The sequence below is a fragment of the Gammaproteobacteria bacterium genome (genome assembly GCA_013151035.1).
GTDB lineage: Bacteria > Pseudomonadota > Gammaproteobacteria > JAADJB01 > JAADJB01 > JAADJB01.
In genome coordinates this window covers 30,972-53,067 of record JAADJB010000009.1, presented here as the reverse complement: position 1 = coordinate 53,067, position 22,096 = coordinate 30,972, and the positions used below count along the sequence as shown (strand labels likewise).

Annotated in this window: 23 protein-coding genes; 12 read left to right on the top strand and 11 right to left on the bottom strand. The window is 46.7% G+C overall.

Annotation, left to right across the window (positions count from 1 at the left end):
* Positions 1–20 precede the first annotated feature (20 nt).
* The 8 genes from GXP22_01740 to GXP22_01705 all read right to left on the bottom strand — a co-directional run bounded on the left by GXP22_01740 (position 21) and on the right by GXP22_01705 (position 9,137).
* Positions 21–2,243 (bottom strand): NADP-dependent isocitrate dehydrogenase, encoded by a 2,223-nt coding sequence (locus GXP22_01740; protein ID NOX08206.1) that lies wholly within the window; start codon positions 2,241–2,243, stop codon positions 21–23.
* Between the two features lie 74 nt (positions 2,244–2,317).
* A complete protein-coding gene (locus GXP22_01735) occupies positions 2,318–2,737 on the bottom strand; it encodes a hypothetical protein (protein ID NOX08205.1) in 420 nt (139 codons plus the stop codon).
* On the bottom strand, positions 2,734–3,729 hold the full coding sequence (gene mltB / locus GXP22_01730) for a lytic murein transglycosylase B (GenBank protein ID NOX08204.1): 996 nt from the start codon (positions 3,727–3,729) through the stop codon (positions 2,734–2,736). Before mltB ends, GXP22_01735 begins: the two co-directional genes overlap by 4 nt.
* 9 nt (positions 3,730–3,738) lie before the next feature.
* A complete protein-coding gene (rodA, locus tag GXP22_01725) occupies positions 3,739–4,863 on the bottom strand; it encodes a rod shape-determining protein RodA (GenBank protein NOX08203.1) in 1,125 nt (374 codons plus the stop codon).
* On the bottom strand, positions 4,860–6,701 hold the full coding sequence (mrdA, locus tag GXP22_01720; GenBank protein NOX08202.1) for a penicillin-binding protein 2: 1,842 nt from the start codon (positions 6,699–6,701) through the stop codon (positions 4,860–4,862). Before mrdA ends, rodA begins: the two co-directional genes overlap by 4 nt.
* A gap of 36 nt (positions 6,702–6,737) precedes the next feature.
* Entirely contained in the window at positions 6,738–7,226 is a 489-nt protein-coding gene (mreD, locus tag GXP22_01715) for a rod shape-determining protein MreD (protein ID NOX08201.1), read from the bottom strand.
* Entirely contained in the window at positions 7,223–8,068 is an 846-nt protein-coding gene (gene mreC, locus GXP22_01710) for a rod shape-determining protein MreC (GenBank protein NOX08200.1), read from the bottom strand. The genes mreD and mreC overlap by 4 nt, the downstream gene beginning before the upstream one ends.
* Positions 8,069–8,084: 16 nt before the next feature.
* Positions 8,085–9,137 (bottom strand): rod shape-determining protein, encoded by a 1,053-nt coding sequence (locus tag GXP22_01705; protein ID NOX08199.1) that lies wholly within the window; start codon positions 9,135–9,137, stop codon positions 8,085–8,087.
* A 139-nt stretch (positions 9,138–9,276) separates the two neighbouring features.
* Between GXP22_01705 and gatC the strand changes: the two genes are divergently transcribed.
* The 10 genes from gatC to GXP22_01655 all read left to right on the top strand — a co-directional run bounded on the left by gatC (position 9,277) and on the right by GXP22_01655 (position 16,323).
* On the top strand, positions 9,277–9,564 hold the full coding sequence (gene gatC / locus GXP22_01700; protein NOX08198.1) for an Asp-tRNA(Asn)/Glu-tRNA(Gln) amidotransferase subunit GatC: 288 nt from the start codon (positions 9,277–9,279) through the stop codon (positions 9,562–9,564).
* The gene (gene gatA, locus GXP22_01695) at positions 9,564–11,018 is read left to right on the top strand and encodes an Asp-tRNA(Asn)/Glu-tRNA(Gln) amidotransferase subunit GatA (protein ID NOX08197.1); all 1,455 of its coding nucleotides are present in this window, start codon (positions 9,564–9,566) and stop codon (positions 11,016–11,018) included. The genes gatC and gatA overlap by 1 nt, the downstream gene beginning before the upstream one ends.
* Positions 11,019–11,112: 94 nt before the next feature.
* The gene (gene gatB, locus GXP22_01690) at positions 11,113–12,552 is read left to right on the top strand and encodes an Asp-tRNA(Asn)/Glu-tRNA(Gln) amidotransferase subunit GatB (protein NOX08196.1); all 1,440 of its coding nucleotides are present in this window, start codon (positions 11,113–11,115) and stop codon (positions 12,550–12,552) included.
* Positions 12,552–12,956, top strand: a complete 405-nt coding sequence (locus GXP22_01685; GenBank protein NOX08195.1) for a M67 family metallopeptidase — start codon at positions 12,552–12,554, stop codon at positions 12,954–12,956. The genes gatB and GXP22_01685 overlap by 1 nt, the downstream gene beginning before the upstream one ends.
* Before the next feature lie 206 nt (positions 12,957–13,162).
* Entirely contained in the window at positions 13,163–13,579 is a 417-nt protein-coding gene (locus GXP22_01680; protein NOX08194.1) for a nucleotidyltransferase, read from the top strand.
* On the top strand, positions 13,579–13,881 hold the full coding sequence (locus GXP22_01675; protein ID NOX08193.1) for a nucleotidyltransferase domain-containing protein: 303 nt from the start codon (positions 13,579–13,581) through the stop codon (positions 13,879–13,881). The genes GXP22_01680 and GXP22_01675 overlap by 1 nt, the downstream gene beginning before the upstream one ends.
* A gap of 20 nt (positions 13,882–13,901) precedes the next feature.
* Positions 13,902–14,468 (top strand): lipid-binding SYLF domain-containing protein, encoded by a 567-nt coding sequence (locus GXP22_01670; protein ID NOX08192.1) that lies wholly within the window; start codon positions 13,902–13,904, stop codon positions 14,466–14,468.
* A 3-nt stretch (positions 14,469–14,471) separates the two neighbouring features.
* The gene (gene arfB / locus GXP22_01665; protein NOX08191.1) at positions 14,472–14,885 is read left to right on the top strand and encodes an aminoacyl-tRNA hydrolase; all 414 of its coding nucleotides are present in this window, start codon (positions 14,472–14,474) and stop codon (positions 14,883–14,885) included.
* Positions 14,886–15,016: 131 nt separating this feature from the next.
* Positions 15,017–15,808, top strand: coding sequence for a helix-turn-helix domain-containing protein (locus tag GXP22_01660; GenBank protein NOX08190.1), 792 nt, complete (start codon positions 15,017–15,019; stop codon positions 15,806–15,808).
* A gap of 89 nt (positions 15,809–15,897) precedes the next feature.
* Positions 15,898–16,323 (top strand): hypothetical protein, encoded by a 426-nt coding sequence (locus GXP22_01655; GenBank protein ID NOX08189.1) that lies wholly within the window; start codon positions 15,898–15,900, stop codon positions 16,321–16,323.
* Between the two features lie 59 nt (positions 16,324–16,382).
* On the opposite strand, the gene GXP22_01650 is transcribed toward GXP22_01655, so the two are convergent.
* From GXP22_01650 to GXP22_01640, 3 genes are read right to left on the bottom strand one after another with little or no spacing between them, the layout of a single operon-like run.
* Positions 16,383–17,270, bottom strand: coding sequence for a U32 family peptidase (locus GXP22_01650; GenBank protein NOX08188.1), 888 nt, complete (start codon positions 17,268–17,270; stop codon positions 16,383–16,385).
* 1 nt (position 17,271) lies between these two features.
* A complete protein-coding gene (locus tag GXP22_01645; protein ID NOX08187.1) occupies positions 17,272–18,294 on the bottom strand; it encodes a U32 family peptidase in 1,023 nt (340 codons plus the stop codon).
* A complete protein-coding gene (locus tag GXP22_01640; protein NOX08186.1) occupies positions 18,278–19,216 on the bottom strand; it encodes a TIGR01212 family radical SAM protein in 939 nt (312 codons plus the stop codon). Before GXP22_01640 ends, GXP22_01645 begins: the two co-directional genes overlap by 17 nt.
* Before the next feature lie 166 nt (positions 19,217–19,382).
* Between GXP22_01640 and GXP22_01635 the strand changes: the two genes are divergently transcribed.
* Positions 19,383–21,665, top strand: coding sequence for a DUF255 domain-containing protein (locus GXP22_01635; GenBank protein NOX08185.1), 2,283 nt, complete (start codon positions 19,383–19,385; stop codon positions 21,663–21,665).
* A gap of 19 nt (positions 21,666–21,684) precedes the next feature.
* The gene (locus tag GXP22_01630) at positions 21,685–22,095 is read left to right on the top strand and encodes a hypothetical protein (GenBank protein NOX08184.1); all 411 of its coding nucleotides are present in this window, start codon (positions 21,685–21,687) and stop codon (positions 22,093–22,095) included.
* Position 22,096: the final 1 nt, after the last annotated feature.

Genomic DNA, 22,096 nt, shown 5'->3' with positions numbered 1-22,096 from the left:
ACCGTGGTCTGTCCCCGGTTTTATATATTGTCTATTACGGCATTAAAACACTCACTTGGGCGCATAATTCTTGCAGTGAGTTCTCGGTCGGGGTGATAGTAACCCCCCATATCAACAGCGTGACCCTGCACTGAGTTTAGCTCGGTAATAATCCTGTCTTCATTGTCGGTCAACTGTTGTGCAACGGGTGTGAATCTGGTTTGCAAGTCTTTATCATCATCCTGGCTAGCCAGTGCCTGTGCCCAGTACAGGGCAAGGTAGAAATGACTGCCTCGGGTATCTCTTTCACCGGTCTTGCGTGAGGGTGATTTATTGGTTTTCAGGAATTGTCTATTGGCCTGATTCAGTGCGTTGGCAATGACCTGAGCCTTATTATTGCCAGTTTTCTGCGCCATATCCTCCAGTGAAACGGCAAGGGCAAGGAACTCACCCAATGAATCCCAACGTAGATGATTTTCTTCCAATAGTTGTTGTACCTGTTTCGGTGCGGAACCACCGGCACCGGTCTCAAACAGACCACCACCTGCCAATAGTGGCACGATAGATAACATCTTGGCACTGGTGCCCAGCTCCAGGATGGGGAATAGATCGGTGAGATAGTCACGCAGTACATTGCCGGTTACCGAAATGGTGTCTTTACCCGCTGCTACACGATCCAGGGTATAACGAATCGCCTCAATGGGTGACATGATCTTTATGTCTAATCCATCGGTGTCATGGTCTTTTAAATAAGTTGTTGCCTTGTCAATCAGATGGGCATCATGGGCACGATTCTCATCCAGCCAGAAGATAGCGGGTTGTCCGGTGAGTCGGGCACGATTAACCGCCAGTTTAACCCAGTCCTGTATCGGCAGGTCTTTGGTCTGACACATACGCCAGATATCCCCTTTTTCAACCTGATGTTCCAGCACGGTATCACCCGCTGTATTGGTGACACGCACGCTACCATTGGCAGGTATCTCGAAGGTCTTGTCATGGGAGCCATATTCTTCAGCCTTTTGTGCCATTAAACCGACATTACTGACTGTACCCATAGTGGTGACATCAAAGGCACCGTGCTGACGGCAGTAATCAAACATCTCCTGATAGATGCCTGCGTAGTTGCGATCAGGGATCATCGCCTTGGTATCATGTAGCTTGCCATCGGTTCCCCACATCTTGCCTGAGGCACGCAGGGCAGCGGGCATGGAGGCATCAACAATAATATCGCTCGGCACATGCAGGTTGGTAATGCCCTTGTCCGAGTTTACCATCGCCAGTTCAGGACGTGACTGATAGACCGCCTGGATATCGGCCTCAATCTCGTTACGTTGTGCCTCTGGCAAACGGGCAATTTTGGCGTAGACATCACCCAGACCATTGCGGGTGTTGACACTCAGTTGTTCAAAGGTAGTAGCGTGTTTGGTAAATACATCTTTGTAATAGACGTTGACGGCGTGACCAAAGATGATGGGATCAGACACTTTCATCATGGTTGCCTTCATGTGCAGTGAGAGTAATATGCCCTGTTTTTTGGCATCCTGCATAGCCTGTTCAAAGAAGTGGCATAGTTTATTGCAACTCATTAATGAGGCATCAATGACCTCGCCATCAAGTACCGCAACGGATTCCTTGAGTACGCGGGTATCACCTCCATTGCTTATCAATTCAATCTTCAGCTTATCAGCCGATGTCATGACGATAGATTTTTCACTGGAATAAAAATCACCATCGCTCATGGATGCAACATGGGATTTTGAATCGGCAGACCACTCGCCCATGGAGTGAGGGTTATTCTGTGCATATTCCTTCACCGGTGCCGCCACACGGCGATCCGAATTGCCTTCGCGTAATACCGGGTTAACCGCACTACCTAATATTCTGGCATAACGATCCTTGATAGCCTGATTAGTCTCACTGCTAGCCTCTGCCGGGTAGTCGGGTATTTTGTAACCCTGGGCTTGTAATTCCTTGATCGCGGCGATGAGCTGTGGAATCGAGGCACTGATGTTGGGTAGTTTTATGATATTGGCAGTGGGAGCCTTTGCCAGTTCACCCAGTTCCGTCAGGGCATCATCCTGTCTCTGGTTTTCATCAATATATTCAGGGAAGTTAGTGAGGATACGGCTTGCCAGCGAGATATCGCGAGGTTCAATAGTAATATCAGCCGCCTGGGTAAAGGCCTGCACAATGGGTAGAAAGGAATAGGTTGCCAAGGCAGGGGCTTCATCGGTTTCGGTATAAAATATAGTTGAGCTTGGCATTGTTCAGGTGTCTCTTCTCTGACTGGTTAATGTTGTCATTATAACGCAAAGGGGTAGGGTGCGTGGTACGCACCCTACCGTTCGTGTAGGGTGCGCACTGCGCACCATTCTGTACTATTGGCACGCACCAACTTTTCTTCCATCTGTTGCTCAGTCACAGGATGAGCCAATATCGCATGGATAGGAAACAATTCCTGTAGCAGTGACACATATTGTTGTTCCTGACGACTCACCAGGATAATGACGCGTGCATCGGGGGCATATTTTTGCAGGCTGGATAGAAAGACATCAAGATTACAGACATTGACTCCGGCGTAGTTATTACCAAAGCCATAAAAAAACTCAGCGACGACAATATCAGGTTTTGTCTTTTTTAATGCGCCCATGGCCTTGCGGCTGGAATTGTGGCGTGTCTGTTGAATATCCAGGCGTTGATACAAGCTGGAAAAGTCCGGATGTGACGGGGACTCTACCAGGGATAGCAATTGGTTCATGTTTGATCCGAATGATGGGCCCTGCGTTGACGAATGGCTTCACTCAGTTGATAAACGGCCATGGCATACATACTGCTGTGATTGTAGCGTGTGATGACATAAAAATTATGCAGAGCGACCCAGTATTCCAGCCCTTGTTTTAATTTGAACTCAATGAGTTTAGCTTTCTGCTGAGGGTTCAGTTGATCATCGGTGCTTATGCCGTGACGTAACATCTCGGATAGATCGGCCTCGGGCTTGAGTTTTTTGTTAAGGAAATGGGTGTAGCCATCACCCTGAACAGTGGCGCGACTGGTGATCGGCTCGCCGGCCTTCCAGCCGTGTTTCTTGAAGTAATTGGCAACGCTGGCAATGATATCGTGTGGGCTATTCCATAAATCTCTCTGACCATCACCATCCGCATCAATGGCATAGTGTCGGTAACTGCTGGATATAAACTGTGATTGCCCCATGGCGCCAGCATAAGAGCCCTTGGCCTTGGCGGGGTCAATATTCTCCTCACGAGTGAGGAGTAAAAAGTGTTCCAGCTCACGGGTGAAAAACTTGCTGCGTTTGGGGTAAGCGAAGGCAATGGTGCTAAGGGATTCAATGACTCGATTACGTCCGGTCCGTTGACCATAGAGTGTCTCTACGCCAATAATGGCAACAATAATCTGTGGATCTACACCGTATTTTTGAGCCGCTTGTTGCAGTATTTTTTCATGCTTGTTCCAGAACTCAACCCCGCCCTTGATGCGTGATTCCTTGATGAAGATCGGTCGGTATTCAAACCATTCTTTACTTTTCTCTGCCGGACGGGAGATTGCCTTGAGGATATCCTCTCGTACCTTAATGCCCTTGAATAGATGGATCAAAGGTTCACGTTCAAAGTGATGCTGTTTTACCATACGCTCAATAAAGGGCGTGAAGCCAGCCTGTTGACTAATGAGCTGATCGGCATTGCTGGTTAATGGTAGCAATAGTAGTCCGCTGATAAGGAAAAAGATTTTCATGAATGTGCCCTATGCTGGTAGAAGTTTGCGATGTGTGTGAATAGACATAAGAATACCGAACCCTGCCATTAAGGTCACCATAGATGTACCGCCATAACTAATTAGGGGTAAGGGTAGACCAACCACGGGAAGAAGACCAGTGACCATGCCGGTATTAACAATGATATAGATCAGGAAAGTGAGTGCCAGGCTGCCACCTAACAGGCGTGTGAAGGTGTCCTGTGCCTGGGTCGAGATAAACAGGCTACGGACGATGATAAATCCGTAGATAAATAATAACACTAATATCCCCATCAGACCGGCCTCTTCGCCCAGCACGGCGAAGATAAAGTCAGTTGAACGTTCGGGTAAAAAGTCGAGTTGTGCCTGAGTACCATTGAGCCATCCCTTGCCATAGATGCCACCGGAGCCAATGGCAATCTTGGACTGGATAATGTGATAGCCCGAGCCCAAAGGGTCCTGTTCAGGGTTGAGGAAGGTAATGACTCTTTGACGTTGGTAATCATGCATGAAGTGCCATAGAACGGGGGCCCCTGCGGCAGCGAGAAAGAACATGCTGCCGAGGATGCGCCAGCTCATACCGGCGAGGAACAGTACAAAGAAACCGGCGCTGCCAATGAGCAGGGAGGTGCCCAGATCGGGTTGCATGGCAATCAGGACGACCGGGACAATAATAATCAGACCTGCAATGATTAGGCGTTTAGGTGCCGGTGGTAGATGTGCCTCGGCGAGATAGCAAGCGACCATCATGGGTACTGTGAGCTTCATAATCTCCGATGGCTGGAAACGAATAAAGCCTAGATCCAGCCAGCGCTGTGCTCCCTTACCGATATCACCCATCAAGGGTACGATTGCCAGCATAATAAGTCCGCTGGCGTAGAGCCAGGGGGTCCAGCGTTGTAATAGAGAAGGTGGCACCTGGGCTACAACAAAGAGTACGGTGAAGGCAATCCCCAGGCGTGTCAGTTGGCGTAAGGTATGCCCCATATCCTGGCTGCTGGCACTATAGAGTACCAGTAGACCCAGGCTACATAATACAATAAGACCTAATAGCAGGGGCGAATCAATATGCAGACGTTGTTGCCAGCCCGGAGCGGGTCTTTCATGAAAATTTTGTGCGGAGTGTATGTTCATTTGATTAGATAGGCATCCAGTATTTTTCTTGCAATCGGCCCGGCAACTGAACCACCTGAACCTCCGTGTTCAACAATTACAGCAACGGCAATACGAGGTTTATCAACCGGGGCAAAGGCAATAAATAAGGCATGGTCATGGAGTTTTTTTGCCAGTTTCTTTGCTTCATATTTTTCTTCTGCCTTGAGTCCAAAGACCTGGGCGGTACCGGTCTTGGCGGCCATCTTGTAGGGGGCATTACGGCCAATACGCCGAGCGGTACCGTGCGCACCATGGGTAACCTTGGTCATCGCCTCGATAATACGTTGCCAGTTCTTATGGTTATATATCCTGATTGATTCACCAATGGGTTGTTGTGCCAGTAGTAAGGGAGCATTACCTTTGCCACGAGTGGCATGAACCAAACTTGGGCGGATATGTTTACCATGACGTGCCAGAGTAGCGGTGGCGGTGACCAGTTGTATTGGTGTAACAAGATTAAAGCCTTGTCCGATACCACTGATCAGGGTCTCACCCGGATACCATGATTTATTCTTTGTGCGACGTTTCCATTCCCTTGAGGGTAATAGCCCGGGCAATTCACCATTGATATCAACCCCGGTCTTTTTACCAAAACCAAACAGAGTCAGATAATCATGGATCTTGTCGATGCCCATGGAACGTGCGAGATCATAGAAATAGACATCACAGGATTGAGCAATGGCCTTGGTAATATCAACGGTACCATGCCCTCTGCGCTTCCAGTCACGGTACTTACGGCGGCTGTTGGGCAAAGTATAAAACCCCGGACAGAAGGTCTTACTGTGTTCGTTGGTAATACCCAACTCCAGTCCGGCAAGTCCAATAAAGGGTTTTAGTGTAGAGCCTGGGGGGTACTGTCCGCGCAGGGCACGGTTGAATAGGGGTTGGTTTTCATTCTGTGTGAGCGTTTGATAGTCCTGATAGCTGATGCCATTGACGAAGCTGTTGAGGTTATAGGTGGGCATGCTGACCATTGCCAGGATCTCACCGCTTTCTATATCCATCGCAACAGCGGCACCATTGTAATCATTAAAGGCATCCTCAGCGACATTCTGTAAGACGGTATCAATACTAAGGTAGATATCACGACCCGGCTCCGGTGGTTGGGTGCTGAGGGTGCGTAAGACGCGCCCGCTGGCAGTGGTCTCGGTTTGTCGATAACCAACCTTGCCATGCAATAAGGACTCGTAGGTCTTTTCGATACCGGTTTTGCCGACATGACTGGTGCCTCGATAGTTGACGGCATCCAGTTGTTGTTGTTCGCGTTCATCAATGCGTCCAACGTAGCCCAGGATATGAGCACTACGTTTATCCTGGGGATAATGTCGGGTCAGTACGGCCTCAACATCAACCCCCGGGAAGCGGTGACGGTTGACAGCAAATGTGGCAACCTCCTGGCTAGTGAGATTAAACAGCAGAGGGATAGCCTCAAATTCATGTGAGCGTTTACGTAGACGCTGGAAACGCTTGAGATCGCGAGTTGATATTTCCAGGATTCCAGACAAGGCGTTGAGGGTCGTATCCATATCCTTGACCTGTTCCGGGGTGATTTGTAAACGATAGGCGGGTAGGTTGGTTGCCATTAATACCCCGTTACGGTCATAAATAAGCCCGCGATTAGGTGGTACCGCACTGATCTTGATACGGTTATTGTTCGCCAGGGTAGTGAAGTGTTCGTGTGCGATGACTTGTAGATAGATGAGTCGCCATATGAGAAGTAAAATAAGTATGCCGCCAATAATCAGGGCGATGAATACCCGGTTAAGGAATAAACGATTCTCCAGAAAATGGTTTTTTATTTTAGTAGGACTTGGCATGGTATCTGACTTGAATTCGTGGGCTTGAATTGATGTCTATTTTACATGAAACCAGCGTCTTATCTTACGCAGTAGATAAAATATAACAGGCCATAGCAGGGTGCCGGTGACGCTCGGCAGCCAGTAAGACCAACTATTGAGTGAGCGTCCTATAATGCCATTAATCCATAATGTGATCAGTTGGGTAAGCAGGAGTAATAAGGCAACAATAATAGCCTGTTGCCAGGGCGGAAAGGGGCGGATACGCTGATGAAAACGGAGCACAATATAGGCAATTAAGGCGAGTATGAGTGCATGTTGCCCCAGCAGACTGCCAATTAACACATCTTGTAGTAGACCTGTTATCCAGGCAATACCCACGCCAATACGTTGTGGCAGAGCAAGACACCAGTACAGCAGGGTCAGGGCAACCCAGTCGGGTCGAAAGACCTGTAGTGTCTCTGGTAATGGGGTAATACTCAGTAATAATGCAGTCAGTAGGCTCAGCAGGATAATACGACCGCCATGATGTTGGCTGCGTATCATGGCTGTATGTCCTCTGCCGGTTTATCCTGTTGCCATACCAGTAGCACTTCACGGCTGCGGTTTAAACGTGCGAGTGGCAGGGCACTGACCTCAGCAAAGGCTTGTCCGGGATGTTGTTTGATGCGGGTGATGCGGGCGACAGGATAACCGGGGGGGAAGCGACCACCCAGCCCTGAACTGACCAATAGGTCACCAATTTTAATATCAGCATTATTGGGTAGATGAGGTAGATTGAGACGATCCAGGTTGCCGGTACCAAGGGCAATGGTGCGTAAACCGTTACGGTTGACCTGTACCGGGATGGCGTGAGCGGGATCAGTAATGAGCATGGCGCTGGCACTAAAGGGGCCGATGTGGATGATCTGCCCCATAATGCCCTGGGCATCAATCAGGGCTTGCCCTGCATAGACACCATCATTGCTGCCCTTATTTAATAGTATTTGATGGCGATAGGGGTCGAGGTCAACAGAGAGTAATTCTGCGATAAGTACCCGGTCGCTGATCTTGAATGAGGAATCGAGCAAGCTACGCAGACGTTGGTTCTCTGCCTCCAGCGCATCGAGTTTTTGTCGTTGTGCCTGTAATAGCAGGTTCTGGGTCTTGAGGCGGGTGTTTTCGTCAGCCAGGGTACGGCGGCTGACCAGGGTTTCTTCAATCCACTCACTTGCCGTGGTGGGTAAATCAACCAGCCATTGCATTGGATAAGCGATAATGGAAAGTTTGCTGCGTAGTGTCTCCAGGTGTTGTTGACGGTGGTCAACCGTCATCAGGATAAGGGAGATAAGGACAAAAACGACCAGGCGTGTGGTAAGCGCGGGACCTTGTGAGAACAGGAGTTTCAATTATTCCACTGTTCCGCTATTCCACAGCGAATACATCGCCACCACGTTCATCAATCAGTTCCAGTGCGCGACCACCGCCACGGGCGACACAGGTGAGGGGGTCTTCGGCAACCACCACAGGCAGCCCTGTTTCTTCCATCAATAGACGATCCAGGTCTCTTAGCAGGGCACCACCACCGGTGAGTACGATGCCGTGATCGGCAACATCCGCACCGAGTTCGGGCGGGGTTTGTTCCAGTGCCTTTTTAACTGCATCGACAATACCTGATAGAGGCTCTTGCATTGCCTCCAGGATCTCGTTGCTGTTGAGGGTGAAGCTGCGCGGGATGCCTTGTGCCAGATTACGACCCTTGACCTCAATCTCCCTGACATCTGTGCCAGGGAAGGCAGAGCCAATTTCCTGTTTGATACGTTCGGCGGTGGCTTCGCCAATCAGGGTGCCATAGTTGCGGCGTACATAGCTGATAATGGCCTCATCAAAGCGGTCACCACCAATGCGTACTGAGGCTGCATAGACAATACCATTGAGTGAGATAACAGCGACTTCCGAGGTGCCACCACCAATATCCAGCACCATAGAGCCACTGGCCTCCTCAACCGGCATTCCGGCACCAATCGCTGCTGCCATCGGTTCTTCAATCAGATAGACCTCACGCGCACCCGCACCTGCGGCTGATTCCTTGATGGCGCGACGTTCGACTTGGGTGGAACCACAAGGTACACAGATCAATACGCGTGGGCTGGGTTTGAAAAAACGGGTCTCGTGCACGCGATGGATGAAGTGTTGTAGCATCTTCTCGGTGACGGTGAAATCGGCAATTACACCATCTTTTAACGGGCGAATGGCGGTAATGTTACCTGGGGTACGTCCCAACATCCGTTTGGCCTCACTGCCAACGGCGGCGACGCTCTTAGGACCACCAGGGCCTCGATCCTGACGAATCGCAACGACGGATGGTTCGTTAAGGACAATACCTTGTCCACGGACATAGATCAGGGTATTGGCGGTACCCAGATCAATAGATAAATCGTTGGAGAACATCCCCATCAGACTCAGACGTTTAAACATTTTGACTTGCAACCCGGTTCTTATATGAAATCCGAAATACTGTAACAACGGGCGGGGGTTTCAGCAAGGTATTAATTAGGTATAATTTACGTAAAATGGCATAATAGCCCGTTATTAGTGAAACGCTTAAGGAATACACATGGCTTTGGATTCATCCGATATTAACAAGATTGCTCATTTGGCACGCCTTGGCATCAATGATGCCGATGTCCCGGACTATGCCAGGAACCTGTCCGATATCCTGGCCTTTGTCGAACAACTGGAAAATGTGGCGACGGATGATGTCGAACCGATGTCGCACCCGCTGGATGCGGTACAACTATTGCGTGAGGACAAGGTGACCGAGGGTAATCATCGTGAAGAATTTCAGGTCATTGCACCACAGGTTGAAGCGGGACTCTATCTGGTGCCGAGGGTTATCGAGTGATGTATACAAAAAGTGTTGTTGAATTAGTGGCGGGGCTTAAAGCGGGAGATTTCTCCAGTGTCGAGTTGACTCAGGCCTATCTGGATCGTATCGCTAGCTTGGATGCCCGGATTAATAGTTTTATTACGGTGACCGGGGATCAGGCGTTAGCTGCTGCCAGGCAGGCTGATGAGCGCATTCATAAGGGTGAGACTGATTATTTAACCGGGATTCCCTATGCCCATAAGGATATCTTTTGTACCCAGGGGGTACGGACCAGTTGTGGTTCGAAGATGCTGGATAACTTTATCTCGCCTTATGATGCGACCGTGACGCAACAGTTAAATGCAGCGGGTGCAGTTATGCTGGGCAAGACCAACATGGATGAATTTGCCATGGGTTCCAGTAATGAAACCAGTTTTTATGGTGCGGTGAAAAACCCCTGGCGGCTGGATGCCGTGCCGGGTGGTTCCTCCGGTGGCTCAGCGGCAGCGGTTGCCGCACGTCTGGCACCACTTGCAACGGGCACCGATACCGGAGGTTCGATTCGTCAGCCAGCGGCATTATGTGGTTTGACGGGGCTTAAGCCTACCTATGGGCGGGTATCTCGTTATGGCATGATCGCCTTTGCCTCCAGTCTGGATCAGGGCGGCCCGATGGCACGTTCTGCCGAAGATGCAGCCGCCTTGATGCAGGCAATGGCAGGTTTTGATCGACGTGACTCAACCAGTGTGGATCGTGCCGTGGATGATTATTCGGCTGACCTGAATCAATCCCTCAAGGGCTTGAAGATTGGCTTGCCAAAGGAATATTTTGGTGAAGGTCTGGAAGCTGATGTGGCTCAGGTAATTGAACAGGCGATTGATGTCTATAAGAGTCTGGGTGCGGAGATTGTCGAGATTAGTTTGCCTAATACTCATCTGGCAGTACCCGTATATTATGTGGTGGCACCGGCTGAGTGTTCATCCAACCTGTCGCGTTTTGACGGGGCGCGTTTTGGTCATCGTTGTGATGCACCTCAGGATCTGGAAGACCTTTACAAACGCTCGCGTGAGGAGGGTTTTGGTGATGAAGTCAAACGTCGTATTATGATTGGTACCTATGCCCTATCAGCTGGTTACTATGATGCCTATTATCTGAAGGCGCAGAAGGTGCGTCGTCTGATTCGTGATGATTTTCGGCAGGCACTGTCCGAGGTAGATGTCATCATGGGTCCAACCACCCCGGACACAGCCTTTGGCGTGGGTGAAAAGAAGGATGATCCGGTCACCATGTATCTTTCTGATATATACACCATTGCCGTGAATCTGGCCGGGGTGCCGGGGGTGTCGATTCCTGCTGGTTTTGCCAATGATATGCCGGTGGGTCTACAGATTATTGGTGATTACTTTGCCGAGGCAAAATTATTGAATGTGGCGCATCAGTTTCAGCAACAGACCGATTGGCATACACAGATTCCAAAAGGTTTCGAATGATGGTGTGTCATCCCCGCACAGGTGGGGATACCAGCGGTAGGGTGCGTACCACGCACCATAACCCAACAATTTGCAATTAAGAGGTTATTAAAAGATGGAATGGGAAGTCGTAATCGGTCTGGAGATCCATGCCCAGCTCGCAACCAAGAGTAAGATATTTTCCGGTGCATCGACTGCCTATGGTGCCGAACCCAATACCCAGGCCTGTGCCGTGGATCTAGGTTTCCCCGGTGTGTTGCCGGTCGTTAATGCCGAGGCAGTACGTATGGGTGCTAGCTTTGGTTTAGCGATTGGTGCCGAGGTGTTGATGCGTTCGGTGTTTGCCCGTAAGAATTATTTTTACCCTGATCTGCCCAAAGGCTATCAGATTAGTCAAATGGATCTGCCTATCGTGGGTAAGGGTGAGCTTTATATTGAGTGGGGTGAGGGTAATAGCAAGACCGTAGGGGTCACGCGCGCTCATCTGGAAGAGGATGCGGGCAAGTCTCTGCATGAGGATTTTCATGGCTCCACTGGGATTGATCTTAATCGTGCCGGTACCCCGTTATTGGAGATTGTCTCCGAACCAGATATGCGTTCAGCCGCTGAGGCCGTTGCCTATATGAAGAAGATTCATGCCCTGGTGCAATATCTTGGCATCTGTGATGGTAATATGCAGGAAGGTTCTTTTCGCTGTGATGCTAATGTCTCGGTGCGTCCAAAGGGGCAGGGTGAATACGGTACCCGTGCCGAGGTTAAAAACCTGAACTCCTTCCGTTTTGTCGAGAAGGCGATTAATCATGAGGTGGAACGCCAGATTGATGTGATTGAGGGTGGTGGCAAGGTGGCACAAGAGACGCGTCTATATGATGCGGATAAGGATGAGACCCGTTCCATGCGTAGCAAGGAAGAGGCGAATGACTATCGTTATTTCCCTGATCCTGACCTGTTGCCAGTAGAACTGGATCAGGCCTTTCTTGATGAAATCAAGGCCTCTTTGCCTGAGTTGCCCGATGCCAAGCGTCAGCGTTTTATTCAGGAATATGAACTGAGTGAATATGATGCCGGGGGATTAACCTCATCCAGGGCGATGGCTGATTATTTTGAGGCGGCATTAAAGGCCTCAGCAGGCAAAGGTAAACTGACTGCTAACTGGGTATTAGGTGAATTATCTGCCGCCTTGAACAAAGCGACGATGGGCATTGAACAAAGCCCGGTCGATGCTGTAGCTTTTGGTGGTTTGCTCAAGCGTATTGAGGATGGCACCATCTCTGGCAAGATTGCCAAACAGGTATTCGAAGCCATGTGGAATGGCGAAGGTGATGCCGATGCGGTGATTGAAAACAAGGGTCTGAAACAGATCAGTGATCCAGCGGCTATCGAGAAGATTATCAAAGAAGTATTGGCAAATAATCCCGGTCAACTGGAACAGTATAAGGGTGGGCAGGAAAAGCTGTTCGGTTACTTTGTTGGTCAGGTAATGAAGGCGACCCAGGGTAAGGCTAATCCGGGTGAAGTGAATGCCATGCTGAAGAAACTGATTGCCGAAGCCTGATGTCGGTGATCAAACTCTCCAGGGTGTTGGTCAACCAGTTATTGACCCATGCACAGTCCTCACCTGAGCAAGAAATCTGTGGCCTGGTTTCAGCGCGTGATGGTGTGGCTAATCACAGTTACCCGATAAAAAATAGTGCCACCGATCCGGGGCGTATTTTTGAGATGGCACCCCAGCAACAGATTGATGCCATGCGCCAGATGCGAGAGCAGGGTGATGAGCTGTTTGCCATCTATCATTCCCACCCCCATGCCTCTGCCGAACCCTCATTAGCCGATATCCAGCAGTCAGCCTATCCCGATACCTGTTATTTGATTATCTCACTCGATATCGAAGGTGTGCTGGAGATGCGTGCCTGGCAGTTGCGGGATGATGGTGTGGTGGCGGTTGATATAGCAGTTTGAGATATAGGTTTTGTTTGGAGCTGTTTTCAGGAGTGAGGCATGAATCACCTATATTGATCATAGACACGCCGTGAATACATCCCTGTCTCGAGCTTACCAGGCATATTTTTTCTATTAATATCATATTATTACAGTAATTAAATAAATCCTTAACGGGGCAGTAGTGTAATTACATATAACAAGGGACTATTATCAAGGATACCATGATGAATGATCAAGATATTCGTTGGCAACAACGATTTAATAATTTCAAGCGTGCCTTTTTATTGTTGCGAGAAGCAATGGAAGGCGATCTGGATAATATGAGTCAGTTGGAAAAGGAAGGCATTATTCAACGTTTTGAATATACCTTCGAACTGGCATGGAATGTTTTAAAAGATAAAATGGAATATGATGGTGTTAACCTGGATAAAATATCGCCAAAGACAGTAGTAAGACAGGCCTATGCCTCCAGGTATATCAAGGATGCAGATACATGGTTAAAAATGATCGGTGACCGGAATCTAATGAGCCATACCTATGATTTTGCAAAATTCGAGATGGTGATAGAAAGTATTGCTGCGAGTTATTTGCCTATGCTGGATGAATGGTATATGGAACTTTTGTCGGAAATTAACGCGTAATGCAGGATACGGGTTTAACAGGACAAAATAGGATGACTCTGGAAAATATACTCAAGAGGTTTCCTGCTATTGAGCAGGTGAAACTCTATGGATCTCGTGCTAAGGGCACGTATAACTCGCGTAGTGATATTGATTTAGTCGCCTTTGGTCAGGGAATTGATCGTGCTGTTATTGCAGAGGTGTTAATGGATCTGGATGATTCGGATATTCCTTATTTGGTTGATTTGCAGGCCTACCATGATTTAAGGAACCCACAACTTATTGATCATGTTGATCGTGTCGGTGTGGTTATTTACCCATAAAGTGTAGACGGAGTTTCACCATGAAAAAATATATTGTCGTACTAAGAATGCTGTTATCAGTTTGTTTGTTAATTGCTCCACTATCGGCGACTAATGCTGGCTGGAATCCATTTGATGACAAGACTAAAGATAATTCGACCAATGATAAGGGAATCAATAAAACTATTACCAGTTTCAAGAAAAAGGATGCCGATTTAAAACGGTTCTTTGCTGATGCCTACGGCTATGCTGTTTTTCCAACGGTAGCGAAAGCCGGTATGGGTATTGGTGGTGCCTATGGTAAGGGTAAAGTTTATCGCCGGGGAAGTTATATTGGTGATACTAGTCTGACACAACTGACCATTGGTTTTCAGTTGGGCGGGCAGACCTACAGTGAAATCATCTTCTTTGGTACTAAAGCCGCGCTTAATGAGTTTATGCGCGGCGAGTTTGAGTTTAATGCGCAGATCTCAGCGGTTGCTGTGACAGCAGGTGCCTCGGCTGATGTGGACTATAATCATGGTGTCGCAGTATTTACTGTTGCCAAGGGTGGCTTGATGTATGAGGCCTCGGTCGGTGGGCAGAAGTTTACATTTAGCAAAAAATAGATAATGTTAAAAATCACCGCGAACATATCTATCCCTGATGATGAGATTGAATTGACGGCAATCCGTGCACAGGGGGCGGGTGGTCAGAATGTCAATAAGGTCTCTTCAGCGATTCACTTGCGTTTTGATATTAATGCATCTTCATTAGCCGGTTTTTATAAACAGCGACTGTTAAATCTGCGTGACCGGCGTATCAGCAAGGATGGCATTATCATTATTAAGGCGCAGCGCTTTCGCACTCAGGAAAAAAACAGGGAGGATGCGCTGGATCGTTTACAAGAAATGCTCGGAGCTGTTACGGTGATAAAGAAAAAACGCAGGCCGACCAAACCAACAAAAGGTGCGCAGAAAAGACGAGTGGACAGTAAGGTTCAACGCGGTAAGATCAAGTCATTACGAGGGAAGATTCTAGATTAACCCGTTCTTGAATGCATGGGTGGCATCCGCATTAAATTATATTTACATGCGTTTTTTTTGATATGAATCAATTTCATCTCTAGCTATTTACAGCATACTGGTATCTGTATTATAAAATAGGTCGGTTCTTTATGAGTGCTAATGGTAAGACTGAATCTAATGTGTTAAATCCAATCCAGTTATCGAAACAGTGGGTTCGTTGTGATAACTGTGGCTTATTCGGTATCTGTAATGAGCTTGGTCTGAATAGTGATATGAAGTTATTTGATCGGCTAATCACCCGATGCAGCCATGTGCTTAAGGAAACCCGCCTCTTTGATGTGGATGATGAGTTTAATTATCTTTATGTGGTGAAGTCCGGATTTATTGCTACCTTTAGTAGTGACGATCATGCAACAGGCAGAATGACGGGGCTATATTTCCCCGGAGATCTTGTTGGTCTCGATGCTATTGAACGCGGTGCCTATAATAGTTATGCCATTGCGTTAGAGGAAAGCAGTGTCTGTATGATGGATTATAGTCAGGTTCATTTGTTGGAAGATCGCAAGACGGGTTTTTATCATCAGCTTGTTAGTGCCATGAGTAATCGCATTATGCATGAGCGTTGGTTTTCGACCTTTATTAGTGCCAGGTCAACTGAAGAACGGCTCGCTTCTTTTCTGATTTATATCTCATCACGCCTTTATGTGCGTGGTCTACCCCATATTGAATTTCGTTTGCCCATAACACGTCGTGATATTGCCGAATATCTTGGTCTCGCTGTGGAGACTGTTAGTCGTGGTTTTCGTCGCTTTCAGGATAATGGTGTATTGACAACGAGTGGGCGAAAAATACGCATTGATAACCTTGATAAACTAATGCTTTCGGCTGCGCTGGAACCGGGCTTCTTCGATTTCCTGGAAACGGATAAGTCAGCATCATGACTTTACCTATTTGGCCTCTTAAATTTGCGCTACGTGCTATTCCTGATTGGGTTCACGCGCGTGTTTTGAGTCAGGGATTTAATTATTTAATGAAGGGTCAATGTTTTTGTTCAAGACTGGAGTATCTGAATGGTAAACGTTTATGGTTGACTTTAAATAACACGGGTAATAGCTGGCGCTTTCAGATTGATAATGGTCGTTTTTATCCCGATAAGATGAACGCCTCTCCCGAGATTCACATCAAAGGTGACCTTGAGCATTTTATTCAGTTGGCAACACGTAGTGAAGATCCTGATACTCTGTTTTTTGCACGCCAGCTGAGTCTGGAAGGTAATACCGAAGATGGCCTCTATCTAAAAAATATGCTTGATGCAATGGAGTTTGATACCGAGGCTCATTTCAAGATGTATCTTGGTAAGGCTATCGGGAAGAAGCTGGATGAGCTATTCAAACAACTTGATATTGGTGGTAGGGCGCATCGTATTGTCAGTAAATCAAGGGGTCAGAGCTTTTGAAATATTCCATTTATTCAAAGAACCGATGATTCTTTCAAAAGCTCTGACCCCTTGATTTATTATTGCCAGTTCATGCCGGGCTCGCCATGCCAGAATCCGTTACACCACTTATTGTCATCACTGCGTTTTTGTATTCTGCTTTCAGCCTGTTGTGATGATATTTCACCTATTGATGTTTGATGAAATATATCAATCAATTCCCCCATACCCTTTAATTCAGGTGACAGGCGTAAAATATCAACGCCCGTTTTCTCCAGACTATCCAGTTCGCTAACCAGATTACAGGGTACTCCTGATTGTAATTGTATGCCGTTAATAGTAAATAACTCGTCACCTTCCTGGGTCAATAGAGGCAGACCTTTGTTATCAGCAAGGCAGCGCAGTTCACACTGATCTTTACCAACATTGTGAGCTCTTGCAGTGAAGCATCGGGCTGAAAATGCCAGGGGTATGCGACCATAAACCAGTACTTCGCTTTCCATACCACCAGGCTTTTGTTTAATGAGATCGCGTAAGGTATGCTGACTTAATTCAAAAGGCATCACCCAACGTATGGCACCACACTCATGTAGTACATCAATGGTCTCCGGGTTGTAGCTATTGATATGAGGGCCAGCAATAAAGCTGGACTGTTTATTGAGTAAATACACTGCTGACATATCATTGGCTTCAACTTTGAAGTCTGTTTGGGCACAGATATGTTCCAGTCTTTTTAGTTCTGAATCGGCCTCAAGCAAGATCAGGGTGGATAGCACCACTTCTTTACCTGCCTGTTGTAACTGAGAAGCAATATCAAGCCAGTCATTGAGTTTTAATTCACGCCGTTTGGAACAGACCACTTCACCTAGATAGATAATATCAACAGGCCAGTCTGTAGCCTGTTGGTAAAAGCTGCGAACCTTGTCTTCTGGCCAGTAATATTGGATGGGGCCGAGTGATAATTTCATGTTATTGCCATGGTCTATGGAAGGCACCGAGGGTATGTGAACGACCTTCAGATACCTTGTCCAGTGTTGATATCCAGCGTTTATCGATTTTATAGTTATTGAGATTATTCTGACAACAGTCTAATGCAGCGCGCATGACACTGGTGACCTGCCTGACATAGGCAGGACTTCGTTGACGGCCTTCAATCTTGATGGCTGCAACACCCATTGTTATAAGGTCAGGTAATATCTCCAGTGTATTCAGACTGGTTGGCTCTTCCATGGCGTAAAATATATTTTCGCTTTCACCCACCTTGAAGCGACCTTTGCATAAGGTAGGATATCCCGCTGCCTCACCTTTTGCATAACGATCAATGAGCACATTATTGAGCCGTGATTGACGACCTTGAGCGGTCTCTTCCCAACGGACATCCTTTGCGGGTGAACAAACTCCGCAGGTGTTGGGTGATTCTCCAGTAACATAAGATGAAAGCGCGCACCGTCCTTCAACCATTACACACAGGCTACCAAAGCCAAACACTTCGACCTCGACTGGACTGGAATCAACAATGTTTTTAATTTGTTTTAGAGATAATACCCGTGGCAGAACAACGCGCTGGATATTAAATTGTTCGTGATAAAAGGCAATCGCGTGGCGGGTGGTTGCAGAGCCTTGTACCGATAAATGCAGCCGTAAACCGGGGAAATTACGGGTTGCATAGCGCATTAATCCAGGATCAGCCAGTATTACTGCATCGATACCGAGTAACGCTGCCTGTCTTACTGCTTGAGTCCAACGGTTAAAATGTTCAGGCTGGGGATAGGTATTTAGCGCGAGCAGTACCTTGCAGCCTTTATTATGTGCATATTTAATACCCTGTCTTACTTCTTCATTATCAAAATTCAGTCCGGGAAAATTGCGAGCATTGGTTTCATTACGAAATCCAATGTATACCGCATCAGCGCCATGATCAACGGCTGTTTTTAGTGCAGGTAGACTGCCGGCAGGGCAAACCAGGTCGATCTTTTTACGTGCTGAAGGCATAATCATTCTCCAGCGCAGCGCCTTGATAGCTGCCTCGATTGATTAGTTCCCTCTCTATTGAATTAAGTACATGCCATTTTTTTGAGCACCACTGTGGTGCTAATAGTAAATTTTCCGATGCTGTACCTGTTAGTCGGTGAAATATAATTTTTTTGGGTGTTAACTCCACTATGTTGGCAACTGTCTGAATGTAGTCATCAAAATCAAGTGGCTGGTATTGTCCTTCACGCCATTCGTTAGCCAGTACAGTGCCTTTTACAACATGCAGAGGATGAATCTTTAAACCATCAACGCCTTTATCCAGAACCTTTAGTAAGGTTTCTTCGGCATCTTTCCCCGTCTCTCCGGGAAAACCGATAATCAGGTGTGTGCATACCTTTATACCATGCTGTCGAGCCATTTGTACTGCGTCACAATAGTCCTCATAGGTATGTCCACGATTGACACGCTCCAGGGTCTCGTTTGAGGATGATTGCAGCCCCAGTTCCAGCCAGATTTCATAACCTTGTTGTTGGTATGCTTGCAGTAATTTGACTACCGGTTCGGGGACGCAGTCCGGGCGGGTGCCAATGGCGAGACCAATGACATCCGGCTCGGAAAGTGCCCGATCATAAAGTTCTTTTAGCTGGTTGATATCAGCATAGGTATTGGTGTAGGCTTGAAAGTAGGCAATGTATTTACTGGCTCGGGTACGTTTTAGAATAACCTGTCGTCCGGCTTCAATCTGTTGTCCTAATGATTTTGGTTGTCGACCATTGGGACTGAATGAGCTGTTATTACAAAAGGTGCAGCCGCCAACACCTTTTGTTCCATCCCTGTTTGGGCAGGTAAATTCAGCATCAATCGCCAGCTTATGGATGCGTTCACCATACAGTTTTTTCATGGCCTGACCAAAGGTGTGAATATAATCGGATAAGGCCATTCTAGGTTCTCTAAGTTTCTGATGCGTCTTTGTTTTTATGACAAAAAGCAATTTTTATGCTTGTAATATAGAGCATAATTAAGATGGCAGTGATCCTATCATTATGATCGAATAGAATCGTTGATCCAGGTCAGGTCTGTATAAGGTTTTACTTTGGGGTTTTCCTATGAAATGCACGGTATTCATTTTTTCAGTCTGTCTGTTGGTGCTCTCTTCGCTTGCCTATAGCGATAAGTCGAACCTTGGCAATCGCCTTATCCTGGAGTCCTCCCCTTATCTGTTACAACATGCAAATAATCCGGTGGATTGGTATCCCTGGGGTAAAGAAGCCTTTGATCGGGCACGGCAGGAAAACAAGCCGATTTTTCTTTCAATTGGTTATGCGGCATGTCATTGGTGCCATGTGATGAGGAAAGAGAGTTTTGAGAATATAGATATTGCCCGGTTTTTAAATAAACATTTTATTGCCATCAAGGTAGATAGGGAACGTCGCCCTGATATTGATGAGTTTTATGGTAATGCTGTGATGGCCTTTCAAGGACATCAGGGCTGGCCTATGTCGGTGTTTCTTACGCCGGATAAAAAGCCTTTTTATGGTGGCACTTATTATCCTGCCAAGGCATTCCGAGCACTTTTATCCGAGATGTCAGATTATTGGACTAATCAAAGAGAACAAGCGGTTAATCAGGCTAGTCAATTGGTTGATCAATTGTATAGTAGAAAAAAAACAGGGGGGCAAGCCTTAATGTTTGATAAGGTTCTCAGGAACAGGGCAATTAAGTCTCTATTATCGATTGTTGATCGTGATAATGGTGGATTTGGTGAGGGGAGTAAGTTTCCTCGTGAACCATGGTTGTATCTTTTGCTGGATGATAGTTATGGCAAGGCAGAGGATAACCTCTCGTTAATGTCATTACGTACTACATTAACCCGAATGGCCTATGGCGGTATTTATGATCAATTGGGTGGTGGTTTTCATCGTTATACAACAGATCCTCACTGGAGAACACCTCATTTTGAAAAGATGTTGTATAACCAGGCCTTGTTAGTGCCTTTATATTTGCGTGCTAATGATATTTATCCTGATCCATTATACCGAATGGTTGCACAACAAACGCTTGATTTTGTATTAAAAGAAATGCGCTCTCCACAGGGTGGGTTTTATGCTTCTCTGGATGCGGATAGTGAGGGTGGTGAGGGACATTATTATTTATGGACACGGGATGAATGGCAAGCACTGTTGAATAATGATGATAGCCGGTTGTCAGCCAGTATTTTTGATGTAGATGAATATGGTGAGATGGATAACGGGGATAATGTTCTCTATTTTTATCTGACACCGGAAGAATATTCTGATGAGAATAATATATTACTTTCCAGTGTGTTAGGTAAATTAAATAAGATTCGCTTTCAGTTGAAGCAGGCGCGTAATAAACGTATTAAACCTGCGCTGGATAAAAAAATAATAATGGCTTGGAATGGCCTTGCTATTACAGCTTTGGTTGAGGGTGCTATGCGGTTTAGTGAGTCAGATTACCTGACTTATGCCAGGGGTGCGGCTCGATTTATATGGGAAAACATGCAGGGTGATGATCACTTTTATCGTATCAATTTCCAGGGGAAAAATTCGCAGGATGCACAATTAGAGGATTATGCCTATTACCTACAGGCATTAATTGCTCTTTATGATATTGATCAGGATAGGGCCTGGCTGGATAAGGCAAAAATCCTGGCTGGAATGATGCAGCAATTATTTTGGGATAATCAGCAGGGTGGTTTCTATGATATTCCTGTTGATCAGGATACTCCTTTACCGATACGACCCAAAACAGGCTTTGATAAAACACTGCCTTCAGGCAATGCTGTTGCAGCGCGCATGTTTATACGGCTTGCTCGTCGCACAGGTGATGATGCCTATTATGATAAAGTTAATGCAGTATTAGCACTATTTTTCCCCGAAACCAAAGAAACGCCAAGTGCTTTTTCCAGTCTTTTAGTGGCTTCCCGTGAGGAACAAGAAGGGGTTGTTACACTGCCGGTTTATGCGGCACGGGGGCATGTTCGTATTGACGCTTTTATCCGTGCTGTGAATGATAAACAATATACCCTGAATATTGAGATGAAATTTGATGATAAGTGGCATATTAATTCTCATACCCCTTTTGATACTCAACTGATTCCTACTGCTATTCGTTTGCAAGAACCGTCAGAATGGACACTGTCTGATATCCAGTATCCTGAGCATGAGGTGGTAAAACTGGGTTTTAGCCAACAGGCTTTGGCTCTTTATCAGGGGTATGTTAGTATTCGATCCCTGTTGAAGAAAGGATCAACAAGTGTGAATCCATCTATCAGATTACGATTGCAGGCGTGTAATGATCAGCTTTGTCTGCCACCTGAAGATTTATTGTTATATCCCCGCTTTATGGTCAATCACATCGTGGAATGAAAAAATGAGGGTTAATTAATTGGATCAGGATAAAAAAATTGAGCAGTTGGTATTAACGTGTATTGATACGGCAAAGGCAATGCTGGATGAGTATGGTCTGGTTGTGCCTTTTGGTATCAGGTCATTTAATGACTCCAATGATCTAAAAATGAATTGTCCCGCTGACAAGAACCCTGAGGATAATATGGATTTACAGGTTGATTATATTGTTGCCGAGCTGAAGGAGTTTGTTGTTAATGAGGATGTTTTTGCTACAGCACTGGTTACTGACCTTGAGGCAGGTGATGAAAAAGGGGTTGGTTTACAGATTGAAACAGCGATGTCATCAGTATTATTTGTTTACCCTTATGTAAAAGACAATGATGAATGGCTTATCTCTGATCCGATACAAACAGATCAATTATTGGTGACGGTTTTTCCTGGGAGTTGAT